Source organism: Psychrobacillus sp. NEAU-3TGS, from assembly GCF_029955155.1.
Classification (GTDB): domain Bacteria; phylum Bacillota; class Bacilli; order Bacillales_A; family Planococcaceae; genus Psychrobacillus.
The window spans coordinates 637,680-654,661 of the sequence record NZ_JAPNOZ010000010.1 but is presented as its reverse complement, the minus strand read 5'-3'; the positions used below and the strand labels follow the sequence as shown (position 1 = coordinate 654,661).

Sequence of the window (16,982 nt, the reverse complement as noted above, 5' to 3'; positions counted from 1 at the left end):
GGTCCACTTACATGTTACGTACAATGATCACTGCAACTAACACGATGTCTCAGCTACAAAGCCAACTAGATATTATCGGAAATAACCTTTCCAACTCAGGCACCCATGGCTATAAAACAAAAGATGTAAAGTTTCAAGAGCTTCTTTACCAGCAATACAATAACGACAAGTTAGATACAGCTGAAAGGCAATCGCCTGTAGGAATTCGTTATGGAGTAGGAGCTTCACTTGCCCAAGCACAGATGAATTGGAAACAAGGAAGCTTGCAATCTACTGGTAGAGATCTAGATTTTGCTTTTCAAGAACCGAAACAATATTTTAATGTGCTAATGCCAGAAGGCGAAAATGGACAACAAACGGCATACACACGCCAAGGCGCATTTTATGTATCACCACTTGAAAATGGTCAATTAATGCTCGTTAATGGCGATGGCTATCCAGTAGCAGATAGTGCCGGACAAGCAATTACAATTCCAGAAAACGTTTCAAGCTTTTCGGTCAATGAAACAGGTATTCTTAAAGCGACCTACCCAGATGGTACAACAGTTCAGCGTGAACTAGCCGTATCTGTATTGCAAAAACCACAGTTAATGGAACAAATCTCTTCGACCTATATTGGGATGCCTACTAATTTTGATGAACTCGGTGTAAATGCAGAGGACGTAATGACGGATCTCCAAGGTGCAGAGCGAAGCGAAATTGCATTAACAAACCAAGTACTTGAAATGTCAAATGTGGATATATCAAAGGAAATGACCGATTTAATGACGGCGCAACGATCGTATCAATTCAATGCACGTTCCATTACAATAGCAGACCAAATGATGGGTCTCATCAATGGAATAAGATAATCATTTCCGTAAGGAGTTAAACTTATGACAGAAGAAGTAAAAATCTCTGGCAGACGACAGCGACGATTAGAGAAAGAACAAGATCAAACAGCAGAGCCTAAAAAAACATATTGGGTACAAATTCGTATGTTTCCTATTTGGCTGCGTATACTACTATGCATCATGCTTTTTGCAGCAGCAGCCGCTGCTGGATTAATGGTAGGATACGGTTTTTTAGGTGACGGCAAGCCAACAGATGCACTAAAATGGGAAACATACCAACATATTTTAGATATAAAAGATGGGAAATAGGAGGACGTTTCTATGTTAACAACCGAGCAAGTACAAGCACTTTTACCTCATCGTTATCCATTTTTAATGATAGATCGTATTTTGGAATTAGAAGAAGGAAAACGTGCAGTAGGATTGAAAAATGTAACAATTAACGAAGATTTTTTTAACGGTCATTTCCCTGGATACCCAGTAATGCCGGGTGTATTGATCGTAGAAGCCCTTGCACAAGTAGGAGCGGTAGCTGTTTTACAAATTCCTGAAAACAAAGGAAGACTCGCTTTCTTTACAGGCATTGATAATTGCCGTTTCAAACGACAAGTAAAACCAGGCGATCAATTAAAATTAGAAGTGGAACTGACAAGATTACGCGGAGCAATGGGCAAAGGCCACGGTATTGCAACAGTAGACGGTGAGCTTGTTTGTGAAGCAGACATTCTATTTGCATTAGGTCCAGTAGTAGAGAATGCTTAATAATAGTATTCCTTTATTCGCTTAAAAATACAGTGAGTTAAACATGTAAAAACAGGCAAGTTTGCCATGGCATAGTTCCTTCTTTTCCTGGACAACCTATCGTAAGTCACAAAAATGTGATGAACAAAATCCAGGAAGGAGGAATTTTTTAATGCTAAAAAAAGCTTTGCCGGTAGTGGCTCTTAGTTCTGTTTTGTTAGTTGGTTGTAATATGAACGATGATAACGTTCCAAATAATAACGAAACGCCGATGGAAGATGTTCGTGAAGGTGTGGACAATATAGTTCCAGATCCAAATGTAAATACACCATCGCCAACAAACGAAAATGGAAATGATAATTTCAACAATAACATTGATAACAATGGTAATACTGGCGGCGGAGCAAACAATGGTGTGAATGATGTGCAGCCGAATATGCAAAATGAGAACGTTCCAAATGTAAGTGACGGTCCAATTGCACAACCGGATACGGGGAATAATGCAGATATGAATACAAATGAAGGCGTTATTCAAAAAGATGACGACAACAAGTAATAAAAAAAGCTGATTCCTTTATTGGGAGTCAGCTCTTTTTTGATTTATTATTGATCCCTTTTTAAAGTAGGTCTCGTCTTCATGTCATGTTCAAATTTAGCTAAAAGTTCTTCTCCGGACAATCCTTCTTCGATTAAATCAGAAAGCAGAGACTCTGCATATTTTCGTCTCGCACGTTTCAACGTACCACGCAATAACACCGATAAATGATCTCCGATTTGTTTCACTGAATAAGTTACTACTTCAAAATGTGCCGGTTCGTTTTCTGGATAAGAAATAACCACCTTTGCATTAAATAATTCGCCAGAGGTTTTCAATTCATTAAAAAAGTCCTCATATTTTTGATCGATAAATAATTCTAATATCCATGACCGACTTGTATTCTCCTGGTTGATGACAATTCCATCTTCCAGTGCAATCTGCGTTTCTTTACTTTCAAGAATAATATCAACGGAAATCATTTTGAATGTTTTCATAGACAGTCCATCCACCTTTACAGGGTTTATTAATACCCATTATAGCATAGCAGTTGTCTCCCATAAAAAAACTTACGGAAATGCCAAAATTGTATTTTGGATTTTCCTTTTATGGAGTCTATTAGTACCTGAGGTTAATAAGGAAATACAAAATACCATTTCCACAAGGGAAAGCCCTGGTAAATGAAATTGTTGGCTTTTGCTAACAATTTTAAAGAGAAGTTATGATGTTGCCATTGAGACAAAAGGAGGTGACAAAAGTGAACACGGTTTCGATAATCGGACGAATGACAAAAGCTCCACAGCTCAAGTATTTATCGGAAGGAAGGTTACAAACAAGCTTTGTCCTTGCCGTAAATAAAGGATATAAAAATGATGATGCGGACTTTGTGCTATGCACGATTTGGGGGAAGCTCGCAGAAACAACGGTCAAGTATTGTGGGAAAGGCTCACTTGTTGGGATATCAGGTAGGCTAAATACGAGATCATATGACAAAGGCGATGGAACAAGAGTATTTGTGACAGAGGTAGTTGTGGAGGACATCCGATTTCTAGTGACTAAAAAACGAGAAGAAGAACAAAATGATATGCAATCGATTGCTACACATGAACACTCCAAGAATGAAGAAACCGATTTCGAGTTTCCAGCAACACAATCCAATCAACTTCCAGTATAGAAAGCGAAGACCGCAAAACTTTGCTGTTACAAAAGAGGAAAACCTGACCGGTGAAGCTCGGTCAGGTTTTAAATAAAATCAAATCGACAATGTTAATAAATCTTTTATATCCGCATCGGACATTTCCGTGATCCACTGACTTGAATGAATCAATTCTTCGGATAATGCTTGTTTTTCCTCTAGTAGCTTATCGATTTTTTCTTCAATAGTACCAATCGTTATAAATTTATGCACATGCACAAAGTTTGTTTGACCAATCCGATATGCTCGGTCGGTTGCCTGATTTTCGACAGCTGGATTCCACCAACGGTCCGCATGCAAAACATGGCTTGCAGCAGTTAAATTTAAACCAGTTCCACCAGCTTTCAATGATAAAAGGAATACAGGAAATTCCTTCGCCTGGAAAGCTGCTACTAAGTGATCACGTTGGTTTTTCGGCATGCTTCCAGTTAAAAATGGTGCATCGACTTCATATAGTTCGGTCAAGCAATGCTGCAGTAAATGCCCCATTCCAATATATTGCGTGAAAATCAGACATTGCTCACCTCGAGCTGCAATTTCACCTGCCAGCGTCACGATTTGCGCAAGTTTTTCAGAGCGTTCAAGCATATCTTCCGCATCATCGAACGGCTCTTTCAAATAAAGAGCGGGATGATTACATAGCTGTTTTAATTTACTAAGCATTTTTAAAATGAGTCCTTTTTTCTCAAAACCAGAAAGTGTATCTAGTTTACTCACTGTTTCTTGAATAAGCGATTCATATAAGGCAGCCTGCTCGGTAGTCAATGCACAATATTCACGTTGTTCTAGTTTTTCCGGTAAGTTGAGCAAAAGCTCTGGATCTTGTTTCGTTCTTCTTAATAAAAAAGGCTGAATTTTTACCCGTAGCTTATGTTTAGTCGCATTTGAATTATCCCGTTCAATCGGCACGATATAGTTTTCCTGGAACTTACCGAACGATCCTAAATAACCTTTATGGATAAAATCAAAAATAGACCATAGCTCTGATAATCTGTTCTCGACAGGCGTACCGGTTAACGCGATATGATGTGCACCTTTTAGCTTTCGAATTGCACGAGACTGCTTTGTATGCATGTTTTTAATGTTTTGTGCCTCATCAAGTGTAATACTAGACCAAACAATTTCTTCAAGTGATTCTGCATCTTGCATGGCAGTCCCGAATGTTGTGATGACAACATCTGCAGTCAAATCTATTTCTTTTGTACGAGCAGAACCATAATGTGTTTGTACTTTTAAAGAAGGTGCAAATTTTGCCAACTCTTTTTGCCAGTTTCCTAAAACGGAAGTCGGACAAATGATGAGCGAAGGAGTTTCTCGCTTTTCATTTTCATGTACATGCAATAAGTAGGATATTAATTGAACCGTTTTTCCAAGCCCCATATCATCCGCTAAACAAGCCCCGAATTGTTCGTTACGCATGAAAACAAGCCATTCTAGACCAAGCTGTTGATAAGGGCGCAGCGTAGTCAGTAAATTAGGAGAAACGGCGACTGCAGGAAATCCTTTTTTCTCTGAAAGTTGTTCCATGAGTGTTTGAAGTGATTTTTGCATTTCGAATTGGAATAATGGATCCTCTTCAGACTCTTCGTCATCATCTAGCATCAGTGCCATTTCTTCCGGTATCTCTCGGAATAATAACTCTTTCACTGTCCAATTTTCGTCCTCTGATTTTTTCATTAGCTCGCGTATTTCATGCATCCATGCAGCATCTATGCGGAACCATTCATTGCCAGCTTGAATATAAGATCGGTTTTCACTTACAAGACGCTGAAAATCCTCCGCTGAAATTTCTTGGCCGTTTAAAGAGAAACTCCAGTTAAATTGCAAGATTTCATTGAGCCCAGCAGTAGTTTTATACGTATTCGCTGTTTTGGCAATTGTTTTGACGCGCATTTTCGTATCTTTTACTGCTTTTAACCATGCAGGAAGTACAATTTCAAATCCCAGCGCTTGTAGTTTAACTAAGTCATCTCGCAAAAATATGCGAACTTCTTCATCCGATAAAGTGGAGGAGAAGAATATGTCCGGATTCAAGCTATCAATCGAAGAAATTAGAGAAAACATTTTCGACTGTATTTCTTCTATAAAACTGCTAAATTCGCTCCATTTATCAGGTAAAGCCTCTTTAATAGGTAATGCTTTTTTACGATAAGCCGGTGTCCAGTATACACTGCTTTTCTTTCCACGAACGACAGTTTCGAGTAACCATGTGTCATCAAGTGCTTCTGGTTCGGATAATCGTAATGCAACGAGTATATTTGGATGCTTTGTTTGCGATTTGATCGGCCATCCGCCTTGTTCAAAAAACGGGATAAGTGCAGGTATATCTTCCATCGCAAGACCGGCTTGATAAAGCTTTTGTGTCACAGCATTCGAAACAAGGACCTTCGCTTTTTCATCAATCGGCGCTTTCACTTCAAATCGATTGTCTTTAAGTTGGAGCTGGTCCCATAAGTTTGGACTCGCCCAAATGTTTGCTGCTTCTTTAAATGTTTGTAACCAATTGTTAGAATCCTCGTTTACACCGGAAAAAGTGATAAAAGGGTGTTTTTTCCGGAAAAAAGTTCAACTAATTCAACTGGTGAAGCAATAAGAGCGTTGTCTTCCACTTGTGCATTAAGTCCGAAATAACTTTCCCGGTGGTCTATATATAAATAGGGAACCCATTGTTCTGCCGGGCTGATTGCCGTTGTTAAATGGAAGTTCCCATTCTCAGTGGCATGAATATGGAGTGAAAAATCTTTTGTAATAGATAAAGGCTGGGTCATAATGGCAAGTTTCCTTTCTCTATTTCTTGTTGTAATGCACGAAGTCGTTTGTATTTTTCACGTACGTTTTCAACATATGCATTCCAATAATCGGTGTCATTTGATTTCTTGGCTACTTGTTTCATCTTCTTCCAAATACGGACTGCCTGTTTGTAGCTATATCGATTTTTTTCTTGGATAAAACGCATCGCATAATGATGATAAAGCGGGAGCAATACTTCTGGAGCTTCTTCCTTAACAACAGGCAAGCCACAAGCCTCCGCATATTCGAGCGATGAATTTGCTGACTGATGTAGCGCCATCCAATCGCGGTAACGTTTATCTTTTAACAACAAAGTCGAATAAGACTGTATCCCATACAGCCCAAATGATTGATATAGCTTTTCAAGTTCTTCTGATTCCAGTTGGATTGATGCAAACAACAACTCTAACCGGCGAATGAGCATAACGCGTGTTGGATTGGTAACCACTTCATTTAGATATCGGGAAACATGCGGCAATATTTTCCGTGCAAGATTATTTACCATATCTTTATTGGTCGTGTGGAGCGCTTTTTCGCACACTTCCAACCATTCTAATAGTTGCTCCGTTTCCATCTTCTCAGCCGCTGCAAGCAACTCATTAGTCATCGATAACGTAAGATAGAAGTATGGTAACACGATATTCAAAGGAATATCCTCATCTGTTTTATCCAGTTGTTCTAAAAATTTTACTTCTTCTAGACGAGTCTTTTTATCCGTTACAAGGGCGTCCCAAAATGCTAAATATACATGCTTTCGAAAACGAAAAAGGGACTCCGTTTCAAAATAAAAAGAACGAACACGTTTCATCATGTCGTCGTAAAAAGGATCTGCTGCGAACATTCTCGGCTTGGAAGCTAGCTGGGCTAAAGAGTCATCCAGTTCATCTACATACTCATGTAAAAAATGAAAAACACGATTGCGCATATTTGAATCGGCAAACGGCTCTAAATAAGGCCAAATTTTAACAAGGATCGAAAGATTTACATACACATCATAAATCGGCTGCCATTCTCTTTCGAAAGGGCGAGATTTTTTAATTTGCGCTTTCAAATCATGTACGGCGAATTCTAATAAGTAAAAACTAGTAGGAGGATATTGAGAAATGAACTTCCGGAAGAAGTTTTCGACGATTAGCTCCCAACTTCGGGGACTACGTTCATCTTTTAACAAAGTTAGCTGGGTCATATCATCATTGGCACGCCACTCCGAAATCCATGTCGACAACGAATCATTTTGTTGATACAAATAAAAAACAGCTGCCACAATATGCCGACAAGGCTTCTGCATTGGGCAAGGACAGTTAAAACGATTTTGTAATAGGTCATAAGATACGTCAATATTACTAACGTCTCGAACCGTGAAATCAATTTTGTGTTCCTGCGGATAATAATTAGAAATAGAAACTGCCCCATTGCGCACAAAAAAAGTGGCACGTCGAACAAGCTCTTCGTCCTCTAAAATAGCAGGATGTAGCTTCTTTTCAATCATGTCCATTGATTGGTAAATATATTTTTTATAATGCGCGGCAAGTTTTTGGTAAGAAGTAAGGTTCAAGGGAATCTCTCCTAAGAAAAAAGGCTTTCCTTCCATTATACGTATAATCGAACGAGAATAAAAGCCGCACCTATTATTTAATAGAGAAAAGCTAAAATGAATTGTACGTTTATTTGGAAGGTGGTTTTTACGTTTTTTACTATTCCTTTAATGAAGTCAGTGGTAATAGTCTTCTTCTTGAAAAGGAACAAGATATCATTATCTACTAAATGATGAAAATTTACAATAATTAACCTAATTTTCGTATTATTTAGGAAATATTATGTTACTATAATTAGGAGGGAAATGGGGTTAAATTGATAAAAAGGACGTGTAGAAAATAGAAAGAATACAGCTGCATATACCTAATTTATTTGGTATTCTAACTCACCAACCGACAATGAAATCTGAAAAAATAAAATTAGTTGGTGCGAAAGCAAGCAATTTAAAGTATTTAAGTAATAGTCCCTCAAAAGTAGAAACATGTATTAAACAAATTGTAGCAGAAGATTTCACAGTTTATGATTTGGAGTTAGATTTTGAAACAGAAACGTTTACGTTCTATTTAGAAAACGACAACGATCTAAACGAACCGGAAATTTTACAAAAAGTATTTAAGACGTTTGCGATTAGATATGGTCCTACAAAGGTGGGATTTTTCTCTTATGCAAAAGGAAGAAATGAACCGACTGCTTTATTAGAAAAAAGATAAATACCAAAAAAGCAAATGCAATCTGCATTTGCTTTTTTTACGCGTGAAACTTCACTAAATACAGGAGATGCACTACACGAAAAACGAAAAATATGATAAACTAGTAGTAATCAGAAAATTCTAATATAAGGAGGGGATGACATGCTACTCGTACAATTAATGAAACCATTTTACACAAAGCAAGAAGGCAATCGAATAAAATTAGTCTTTGCATACCAATACTTCTCCATCCGCAAAGATGATGAATTGTTCCATTTCATACCGGTCGAAGGGAAGGAAATCATTGTTAATGCAGAAACATTGCAAGTGGAAAACCTAGCTGAAATTTTTGTTTTTCAAAAAGGAAATCGATATATCCGTCTACCACTCTATCAACTATTAGTCGTTTCAGATGTTCATAAGCATTTACAAGCAATCATTGAAACAAATGTCCATATGAATTTAAGTTCTTCATCTCTAGAAAATGCTGCAACAGTTATACAGGAGCTAGAAGAAAAAAACTATGAACGTATGATTGATTATGCATTATTGCATAGAGACGTTAGCCTATTCAACAAATTACAACAATATAAAGAATTTAATGGGGGTTTCCCAATTGAATAATACGAACACATAGAAACACCTAACACAAAAAAATGATAGGTGTTTTTGTGATTCTAAAACGAAATGAAAAAGTGAAAAAACAATACGAAACCACTTGATCCAAGCACCCCAAACAAAATATCCCCCCAACTGAAACCTGTCCATTTGTCGATTTTCATATCCTTTCGACTCCTTTCTATGTAAATTTCCCGGGAAATAACTCGATTGAATGTGTAAGTCTAAAATTATTTGAAAAGTTATAAGCAACATCCCCTAAAACCTAACAAATTATACGAAACTACTAGCACCATATTACAAAGGGGTTACATGTACCAAGCATTTGTAACCCCTGAAACAAAACTCTCTCAATATTATGTAAAAATTGCCGATATAAAAAGAAATGCAAGCGCGGAGGGGGCTGAGTCGATGCTAGGGAAATGGAATGCTACTGGGTTGTCTATTTTAAGAAACATGAATACACATTGGGCGATGGCAAATAAGTCCATGGAACGCATCTCCTCTGGCTATCGTATTAACCGTGCTGCAGATGATCCCGCAGGACTTGCTATTTCAGAGAAAATGCGTGCACAGATTCGCGGTCTTGGTCAAGCGGCTCGTAATATTCAAGATGGTATTTCCCTGCTTCAAACAGCAGAAGGCGGACTAAATGAAACTAATTCTATCTTGCAGCGAATGAGGGAACTAAGCGTACAATCTGCCAACGATACATTAACAGATAATGATCGGAACCAATTGGCAATCGAATTTGATGAGCTAAAGAAAGAAATTTCAAGAATTTCTACAGACACAGAATTTAACACAAAGACATTACTCGATGGTTCTCAGACTTCATTAAAAATACAAGCTGGTGCAAATGCAGGGCAACAAATCGAATTGGTAATTGGAGACATGGGAGCAGCCGCAATTGGAATAGAGAATCTTTCTATATCTACAAGAGAAGCAGCTAACAATGCAATTGGCGAAATAGACAAAGCGATAAATAAAGTATCAAGTGAGCGTTCAAGAATGGGCGCATATACAAATCGATTAGAACATGCTTACAATAATGCAGTGAACATGGAAGAAAATTTGACCGCCGCGGAATCTCGAATTCGTGACGCGGACATAGCAAAAGAGATGATGGCACTTACAAAAGCGAACATCCTTGCGCAAGCAGGACAATACGTACTAAGTATGCATATGCAACAAGCGCAATCCATACTACAACTATTAAAATAAGCTGTTCTATATTAATTCTCCAAAACAATCGTGAATGCATCCTATTCACGATTATTTTGTTTGAAAACGGTGAAAGCGCCAATTCATAACTAGTAGGAGTGCTACAATTTATTACCAATTTATTGTTCGTAGAAAGTTCTGCAAATGGTAGGTTTTGGGGTAATATAGGTTTATAGAGTACGAGAGGGGGAATAGGTATGAAGAGGTTTTCTGCATTTGGTGCAATTATGATGACAATTGGTTTGTTGTTGGCTCCAATGACAGCAGCGGCTGCGCCGATTGATGAGGTGAAGCAGCTAGTTAGTGAACATTATATGGGAGAGCTTCCTTCGAATTTACAGAGCATGACTTCGATTAATGACATTATTGTAAAACTGGATCCGTATTCTTCTTATTTTACAAAAGAAGAATTTGAGGCATACACAGGCTCTATCAACAATTCAGCGACTGGTATCGGTGTTATAATTGAAGAACATGAAAAGGGAATCCAAATAGTGAGCACGTTTGATGGAGCAACTGCCGCACTTGCTGGAATAGAGCCAGGAGATATCATTTTGTCGGTTGACGGTGAGACGACAAAAGGTATGTCGATTCAACAGGCATCTTCCCTTATAACTGGCAAGGAAGGGACGACGGTGCAGCTAGTAGTCTTGAAATCTACTAATCTAACAAAAACATACAAAATAACACGCAACAAATTCACTGTTCCCGCCGTATCGAAGCAACTTTTGTATGGAAATATCGGATATATTGGACTCAATACATTTTCAGATGATGGAGCAACACTTGTATTAAAAGCAAAAGAGGAACTCCAAAAGCAAGGAGCAACTTCATTTATCGTGGATCTAACAAATAATGGCGGTGGCTTTGTACATACTGCAGAGGAACTTGTTGGTTTATTTCCAAAAAGTCCTTATGCCTATGCACTCCATATGAAAAAACAAAATGGGCTAGTAAAATCCGTGCAGCAACCATCCCTTTTCCCTGCAAACACAAAAGTACTCATAAATGGATATAGTGCCAGTGCATCAGAAATGGTTGCTGGAGCATTGCTCGATCAGAAATCGGCAACATTATACGGCCAAACGACATATGGCAAAGGATCGATGCAAACGTTTTACGAGTTGTCGGATGGTTCCTATTTAAAACTGACGGTCGCAAACTTCACGGGACCAAAAGGAACGGTTATCCATAAAACCGGCGTCAAGCCACAAATTACGACAACGGTCGGACACGAACTAGCAAAAGCACATCTAGATGCCATTCTCGAAGCAAATAAAACCTACAAAAAAATGCCAGCACTAAAAAATGTACCAACAACAAAAGAATTTACGGTTACATTCTCTAAGTCTGTAACAACAAGCAAACAGCAAAAAGTAGAGTTAGTTAAACTAGGAACTGCGAGCAATGTACAAGTAAACATCAAGCAAAAATCGCAGAATCAGGTCGTATTATCACCAATAGCACCGCTTGAAAAAGGAGCAGCGTACTTACTGCTCATTCATCCAACATTCCAAACAGAAACAGGAGAAATGATGAAAAACGGTGCCTACGTGGAAGTAACTGTCCAGCCATAAGAGGGGGAACAATGGAATGTTTTTTGAATTTCGATTTTGGAAATACCTTTTTAACCGAAATGAGTTAATAGGGTCACTAGAAGATACAAAGATGCGCGGCTTTGAAAAGCGTGTCTGGCTAATCGCAATACTTGGAGTCCTCCTTTTTGCACTTCGTGATATATGGGGTATGCACACAGAAGGACTCACTTCTCTATTTGTGGGTGGCTTTGAAGATACATTCGTCATTGCGCGAGCGACATCTTTAATAGGAGCAATTATTTGGTCCTTTCTTTACATGGCGTTCCATTTCTTTGGAATTGCCTTTCTATTACATAAGATAACGAAAATTGAATTGTCGAAAGTGGCGGTCATCCAGCTATTTGTCGTAGCACTGCTGTTAATGGAAAAAGCATTTACTTTTTTCTTATATGCAATCGTAGGGTATACAACGGACTTTTCCATTTTGTCATTCGGACCGCTTGCTGCAACATTTTTAAACAATGAGTTCTTTACTTACTTTTTCAATGAATTAACGTTAATTACTGGATTAATCATTGCTATTCAATTTCATTTTTTAAGAGCATTTACCGAAATGTCGGCTCGCAATCTCTTTATTATATTACTAGTGATCCAACTGCTTCTTGCTTTATTCGTAGCGGGAATCCAAGTGCTTCCACTGGAAGCATGGTTCGAAGGGGGGCAATCCGTATGAATAAAGTGATAACAATTGGTATTGCCATCGTAGTATCTACATTCGTTGCTTCCAACGCCATTCTTTTATTTTCGGATAAAAGCGAGATAAAAAGAACGTATTACGTCCATGAATACGACCGCGTACACGAAAGTACATATACGAAAGAACTGGAAAAAGAATCCGTCGTCGTACCTACCAATGAAATGACAGTCACCGTTGATGTAGATGCTATTTCTGACATCGTCGTGACAGAAGGAGATATGGTACAAGAAGGAACGGAGCTTGCTACTTTAAATACACAGTCAGCCGATGCACAGCGTGCGCAATGGGAATCTGAGCAACAGGCGTACACGGAAGAACAATCGCAACTCCATGAAATTATGGACAACCTTGAATCAGAGCGCTACGGAGCAGGCTCCAACTCGACTAGCAACCAAACAGCGGGGAATGATGAAACGACCGTAAATGTGCAAGTCGACGTAAACGTTTCACCAGAAGGGAACTTCTCCCAAGCAATTGCTGAAACAGAACAAAAAATTGCTGAAATAGACCGCAAGCTAAAAATTGTCAGCACTCAACTTAGCCAAAATTCTGGCGAAACAGCATTACTAAGCCCAATAGAAGGGAATATTGCTACAATCGAAGAACGAAATGGCAGCTATTTCATCACCATTTATGCAAATGAAAAATCGGTCATCACGTATGCAAAAGAAGATGAATGGCACCAAATCAACGAAGGTCAACGAGTAAACAACTACTCCGCCCACCGAGAGGGCGTAGTAGAGGGAACTGTTTTTGCGAAAACGCAAGTACCAGCAAACGAATCCAAGTGGCTAAAAGCATACAAGCAATTTGGTGAAAATCCAAATGAACCTGTATACGAAGTACAAATCCAACTAGAAGAACAACTAGAATCATTACCGTTTTCAGCAAACATCAACTCCGTCCTCATCACAAATGAAGCGGAAAATGCTGTGCGCGTGAAAGCAAACTGGCTCCTAAATCGGTCAGATGAAACTGCCGAAGTATACACCCTTTCAGCAGATGGAAAAATCATGCGAGCACAAGTAACAGTACCATTTGACTTGAAAAAACACGCGATTCTATCGGAAGGCTTGCAAAACGATAGCATCGTACTTAACGGAGATCCAAAAACCGAAGAAGCACCAGCTTTCCTACCATTCCCACGCGACCTTCCATCCTGGAATAGCATCAAAGCAATCGGATGGAAAGACTACGCTAGATATTTAACTTACAAATAAAAGAAACCAGCTGTTGCACTAAACGCAACAGCTGGTTTCTTTGTTGTCGGGTTGTTACTTGCGCTTGGCGTCAGTAACATCACTCTTGGACAATCTCTCCCGGAAGTTGGACAATCTAATGCAAAACCTGGACAATCACCTCAAATAGATGGGCAATCACGCACGAAAGTTAGACAATTATTTAGAAGTTGGACAATCTCTCCCCCAAGTTGGACAATCCAATGCAAAACCTGGACAATCCCCCCAAATAGTTGGACAATCACGCACGAAAGTTGGACAATCAATTAGAACTTGGACAATCTCTCCGCGAAGTTGGACAATCCAATGCAAAACCTGGACAATCAGCTCAAATAGTTGGACAATCACCCACGAAAGTTAGACAATTATTTAGAACTTGGACAATCTCTCCCCGAAGTTGGACAATCCAATGCAAAACCTGGACAATCAGCTCAAATAGTTGGACAATCACAGTCTAGTTCTGGACAACAAACCAATATTCTTGGACAATCCCCGAGTCTTCTCGGACAAACAATCAATCTCCCTCAATCGATTCATCTAAATCTCCAACCAAAAATCTCCCCTTAACAACTCAAAATAACTTCGCTATACTAATGTAATAATATAAACGCAAGAGGTGGATATTAATGGATCCAAGATTTAAAATCGCCCACCGTGAGGCATGGATCGGAGTGGGTCTGGCGGTTGCTCACTTTGTATGGTGGTTCGGTTTTGCATATGGGCTAGGCTCACGGCCGGTAGAGGAATACACGTATATCCTCGGCTTCCCAGATTGGTTTTTTTATAGCTGTATCATCGGGTTCATCCTCATATCGGTAACGGTGATAGTTCTCGCAAAGTATATTTTAAAAGATGTGTCGTTTGAGGAAGAGGGGGATGAGTCATGAATATCGGGGTGATCATTCCGCTTGTTATTTTTTTAGTACTTATTTTTATCATTGGCTTATGGTCCAGCAAAAAAGTGGAATCGCCCACTGGCGGGTTTTTACAAGACTATTTTTTAGGTGGACGAGAGCTAGGTGGATTTGTGCTCGCAATGACGATGGTTGCAACATATGGAAGTGCATCGAGTTTTCTAGGTGGACCCGGAACCGCCTATACAATGGGCTTCGGTTGGGTACTGCTTGCCATGACACAAGTTGTCACTGGGTATTTTATATTGCTTGTGTTAGGCAAGAAATTTTCCATTTTAGCTCGAAAGTACAATGCAATCACATTAATTGATTTCTTAAAAGTGCGCTATAATAGCTCTGTGGTTGTGTTGCTCGCGGCGATTAGTATGATTATCTTTTTATTTTCCGCAATGACCGCACAATGGGTCGGTGGTGGTCGTTTGATCGAATCATTAACCGGCGTGCAATATACGACGGCCTTATTTATCTTTGCTATATCGGTGCTTGTGTATGTCGTAATAGGAGGTTTCCGAGCAGTTGCGGTGACGGACGCTGTGCAAGGAGCCGTAATGGTCATCGGAACGCTTATTTTATTGATAGCCGTTATAATCGCTGGCGGTGGTGTACCGAACATTATACAGGATCTACTTGCAGAGAACCCAAGACTTTTGACGCCATACGGCAATGAAGGAAATTTATCCGCTGCATATGTATCGTCCTTTTGGATACTTGTCGGTGTAGGTGTTGTCGGGCTACCGCAAATGGCAGTGCGTGCAATGTCCTATAAAAACACACGCTCGATGCACCGAGCACTAGTAATCGGAACGATTGTCACTGGATTTATCATGCTGAATATGCATTTAATCGGGATATTTGCTCGGCCAATATTACCTGGTGTGGAGATCGCGGATTCGGTAATACCGCTTGTGACGCTGAAAGTGCTCCCTGCTTGGCTTGCGGGAATAGTACTAGCTGCCCCACTTGCAGCCATAATGTCGACGGTCGATTCGCTACTCATTTTAGTGAGTTCCTCTATTGTAAAAGATGTATATATTAACTACATAAAGCCAGATGCAAGCGAGAAATCGATTAAACGACTGAGCTTTGGGGTAACAACTCTATTAGGTTCCATCGTCTTTTTATTGGCTTTGGATCCTCCTGACTTACTTATTTTCCTGAACTTATTTGCATTTGGGGGATTAGAAGCGGCATTTATCTGGCCAGTTGTGCTCGGTCTGTACTGGTCATATGGCAATAAATATGGAGCTATTGCATCCATGCTTACTGGAATTATTTCCTATATTGCGTTACACTTTTATAATGAAGCATACGGCAATCTATTCGGCATGCACACAGTTGTGCTGCCCGTTATTTTATCACTACTTGCTTATGTGGCATGTAGCTTATTGATCAAGAAAACCAAATACATTTTTTAACAAGGAGGCCCTCAAGTGAAAGAATGGAAAATTTACGCCATGCTCGTGTTCGTTATGTTCGTTTGGGGAGCCAACCTTCCTATATTAAAATATTTAGTAACCGTAGTACCACCCGTTTCTTTAACGGCTATTCGAATACTATGCGCTAGTTTAGCAGTATTTATCATCTTATGGAAAATGAAACTCCTCCGTAAACCGACAAAACAAGAGTGGAAATATATATTGCTGGGCTCTTTAACAAATGTCGTCTTGCACCACTATTTCCTAAATATCGGTTTATCCATCACAAGTGGTACCCACGGTGGACTCATTTTAGGTACTGGACCAATGCTAACAGCCATATCTGCAGCTATTATATTAAAATACTTTCCAACGAAATTTCAGTGGCTTGGTCTAGTATTCGGACTCGCTGGAGTAAGTGTATCTATTTTAGTTGGCGGGGGCGAGTCGAACGGAGCAAATATTGGAGACTTTTACGTATTTCTCGCTATTTTGGCGCAAGTACTCAGCTATATGGTCGTGAGTAAAGCAGCAGCAACACTTGACCCACGATTGCTGACTGCATATATGATGTTGATCGGTGCAGTAGTATTAGTCATCATAAGTTTTATACAAGAACCTGGAGGAATCGCCGTGTTCGCAGAAACGAATCCGACGTTTTGGGTACTATTCTTAACCTCGGCAATCATCTGCACTGCCATCGGCCACATGATGTACAACTACGCAGTAGGCAAAGCTGGCGCAACGAAATCAGCAATATTTATGAACTTAAATCCATTATTCTCGCTAATTCTATCCGCCATTTTCCTAGGCGAAATATTAACAGGACGCCATTTCATCGGCCTGTTTCTCATCATAATAGGCGTAATGCTCGGATCTGGAGCAGCTGAAGATATGTGGAAGAAATATAGAGAAAAAAGAGCGACTTCCTAAAAGTCGTTCTTTTTTTGTGCCGGTCA

Annotated in this window: 17 protein-coding genes and 1 pseudogene; 15 read left to right on the top strand and 3 right to left on the bottom strand. The window is 39.4% G+C overall.

Features of this window, described 5'->3' with window-relative positions:
• Positions 1–11: 11 nt before the first annotated feature.
• From OR571_RS11620 to OR571_RS11605, 4 genes are all read left to right on the top strand, one after another.
• Entirely contained in the window at positions 12–851 is an 840-nt protein-coding gene (locus tag OR571_RS11620) for a flagellar hook-basal body protein (RefSeq protein WP_282242961.1), read from the top strand.
• A gap of 24 nt (positions 852–875) precedes the next feature.
• Positions 876–1,142, top strand: a complete 267-nt coding sequence (locus OR571_RS11615) for a DNA-directed RNA polymerase subunit beta (RefSeq protein ID WP_282242960.1) — start codon at positions 876–878, stop codon at positions 1,140–1,142.
• 12 nt (positions 1,143–1,154) lie between these two features.
• Positions 1,155–1,595, top strand: a complete 441-nt coding sequence (gene fabZ, locus OR571_RS11610) for a 3-hydroxyacyl-ACP dehydratase FabZ (protein ID WP_142537910.1) — start codon at positions 1,155–1,157, stop codon at positions 1,593–1,595.
• A gap of 151 nt (positions 1,596–1,746) precedes the next feature.
• Positions 1,747–2,130: a hypothetical protein gene (locus OR571_RS11605; protein WP_282242959.1), complete on the top strand. Its 384-nt coding sequence runs from the start codon at positions 1,747–1,749 to the stop codon at positions 2,128–2,130.
• Between the two features lie 47 nt (positions 2,131–2,177).
• On the opposite strand, the gene OR571_RS11600 is transcribed toward OR571_RS11605, so the two are convergent.
• On the bottom strand, positions 2,178–2,606 hold the full coding sequence (locus OR571_RS11600) for a YwpF family protein (protein WP_282242958.1): 429 nt from the start codon (positions 2,604–2,606) through the stop codon (positions 2,178–2,180).
• Between the two features lie 260 nt (positions 2,607–2,866).
• Here OR571_RS11600 and OR571_RS11595 point away from each other — a divergent pair, with 260 nt between their 5' ends.
• The gene (locus OR571_RS11595; protein ID WP_282242957.1) at positions 2,867–3,283 is read left to right on the top strand and encodes a single-stranded DNA-binding protein; all 417 of its coding nucleotides are present in this window, start codon (positions 2,867–2,869) and stop codon (positions 3,281–3,283) included.
• Between the two features lie 78 nt (positions 3,284–3,361).
• On the opposite strand, the pseudogene OR571_RS11590 reads toward OR571_RS11595, so the two are convergent.
• Positions 3,362–6,072 (bottom strand): annotated as a pseudogene (locus OR571_RS11590) (DEAD/DEAH box helicase).
• Positions 6,069–7,649: a hypothetical protein gene (locus OR571_RS11585; protein ID WP_282242956.1), complete on the bottom strand. Its 1,581-nt coding sequence runs from the start codon at positions 7,647–7,649 to the stop codon at positions 6,069–6,071. Before OR571_RS11585 ends, OR571_RS11590 begins: the two are co-directional and overlap by 4 nt.
• A gap of 379 nt (positions 7,650–8,028) precedes the next feature.
• Here OR571_RS11585 and OR571_RS11580 point away from each other — a divergent pair, with 379 nt between their 5' ends.
• The 10 genes from OR571_RS11580 to OR571_RS11535 all read left to right on the top strand — a co-directional run bounded on the left by OR571_RS11580 (position 8,029) and on the right by OR571_RS11535 (position 16,956).
• Positions 8,029–8,340, top strand: a complete 312-nt coding sequence (locus OR571_RS11580; RefSeq protein WP_282242955.1) for a hypothetical protein — start codon at positions 8,029–8,031, stop codon at positions 8,338–8,340.
• 141 nt (positions 8,341–8,481) lie between these two features.
• Positions 8,482–8,943, top strand: coding sequence for a transcriptional regulator (locus OR571_RS11575; protein ID WP_282242954.1), 462 nt, complete (start codon positions 8,482–8,484; stop codon positions 8,941–8,943).
• Between the two features lie 405 nt (positions 8,944–9,348).
• Positions 9,349–10,161, top strand: a complete 813-nt coding sequence (locus OR571_RS11570; RefSeq protein ID WP_282242953.1) for a flagellin N-terminal helical domain-containing protein — start codon at positions 9,349–9,351, stop codon at positions 10,159–10,161.
• A gap of 197 nt (positions 10,162–10,358) precedes the next feature.
• A complete protein-coding gene (locus OR571_RS11565) occupies positions 10,359–11,738 on the top strand; it encodes a S41 family peptidase (protein ID WP_282242952.1) in 1,380 nt (459 codons plus the stop codon).
• Between the two features lie 16 nt (positions 11,739–11,754).
• Positions 11,755–12,432: a hypothetical protein gene (locus OR571_RS11560; protein WP_282242951.1), complete on the top strand. Its 678-nt coding sequence runs from the start codon at positions 11,755–11,757 to the stop codon at positions 12,430–12,432.
• Positions 12,429–13,676, top strand: a complete 1,248-nt coding sequence (locus OR571_RS11555) for an efflux RND transporter periplasmic adaptor subunit (RefSeq protein ID WP_282242950.1) — start codon at positions 12,429–12,431, stop codon at positions 13,674–13,676. The genes OR571_RS11560 and OR571_RS11555 overlap by 4 nt, the downstream gene beginning before the upstream one ends.
• Before the next feature lie 354 nt (positions 13,677–14,030).
• Positions 14,031–14,261 carry a hypothetical protein gene (locus OR571_RS11550; protein ID WP_282242949.1) on the top strand — a complete coding sequence of 77 codons (231 nt, stop codon included), beginning with the start codon at positions 14,031–14,033 and terminating at the stop codon, positions 14,259–14,261.
• Positions 14,262–14,320: 59 nt separating this feature from the next.
• Entirely contained in the window at positions 14,321–14,581 is a 261-nt protein-coding gene (locus OR571_RS11545) for a YhdT family protein (RefSeq protein WP_282242948.1), read from the top strand.
• Positions 14,578–16,023, top strand: coding sequence for a sodium/pantothenate symporter (panF, locus tag OR571_RS11540; protein ID WP_282242947.1), 1,446 nt, complete (start codon positions 14,578–14,580; stop codon positions 16,021–16,023). The genes OR571_RS11545 and panF overlap by 4 nt, the downstream gene beginning before the upstream one ends.
• A gap of 15 nt (positions 16,024–16,038) precedes the next feature.
• A complete protein-coding gene (locus OR571_RS11535) occupies positions 16,039–16,956 on the top strand; it encodes a DMT family transporter (protein WP_282242946.1) in 918 nt (305 codons plus the stop codon).
• Positions 16,957–16,982 lie beyond the last annotated feature (26 nt).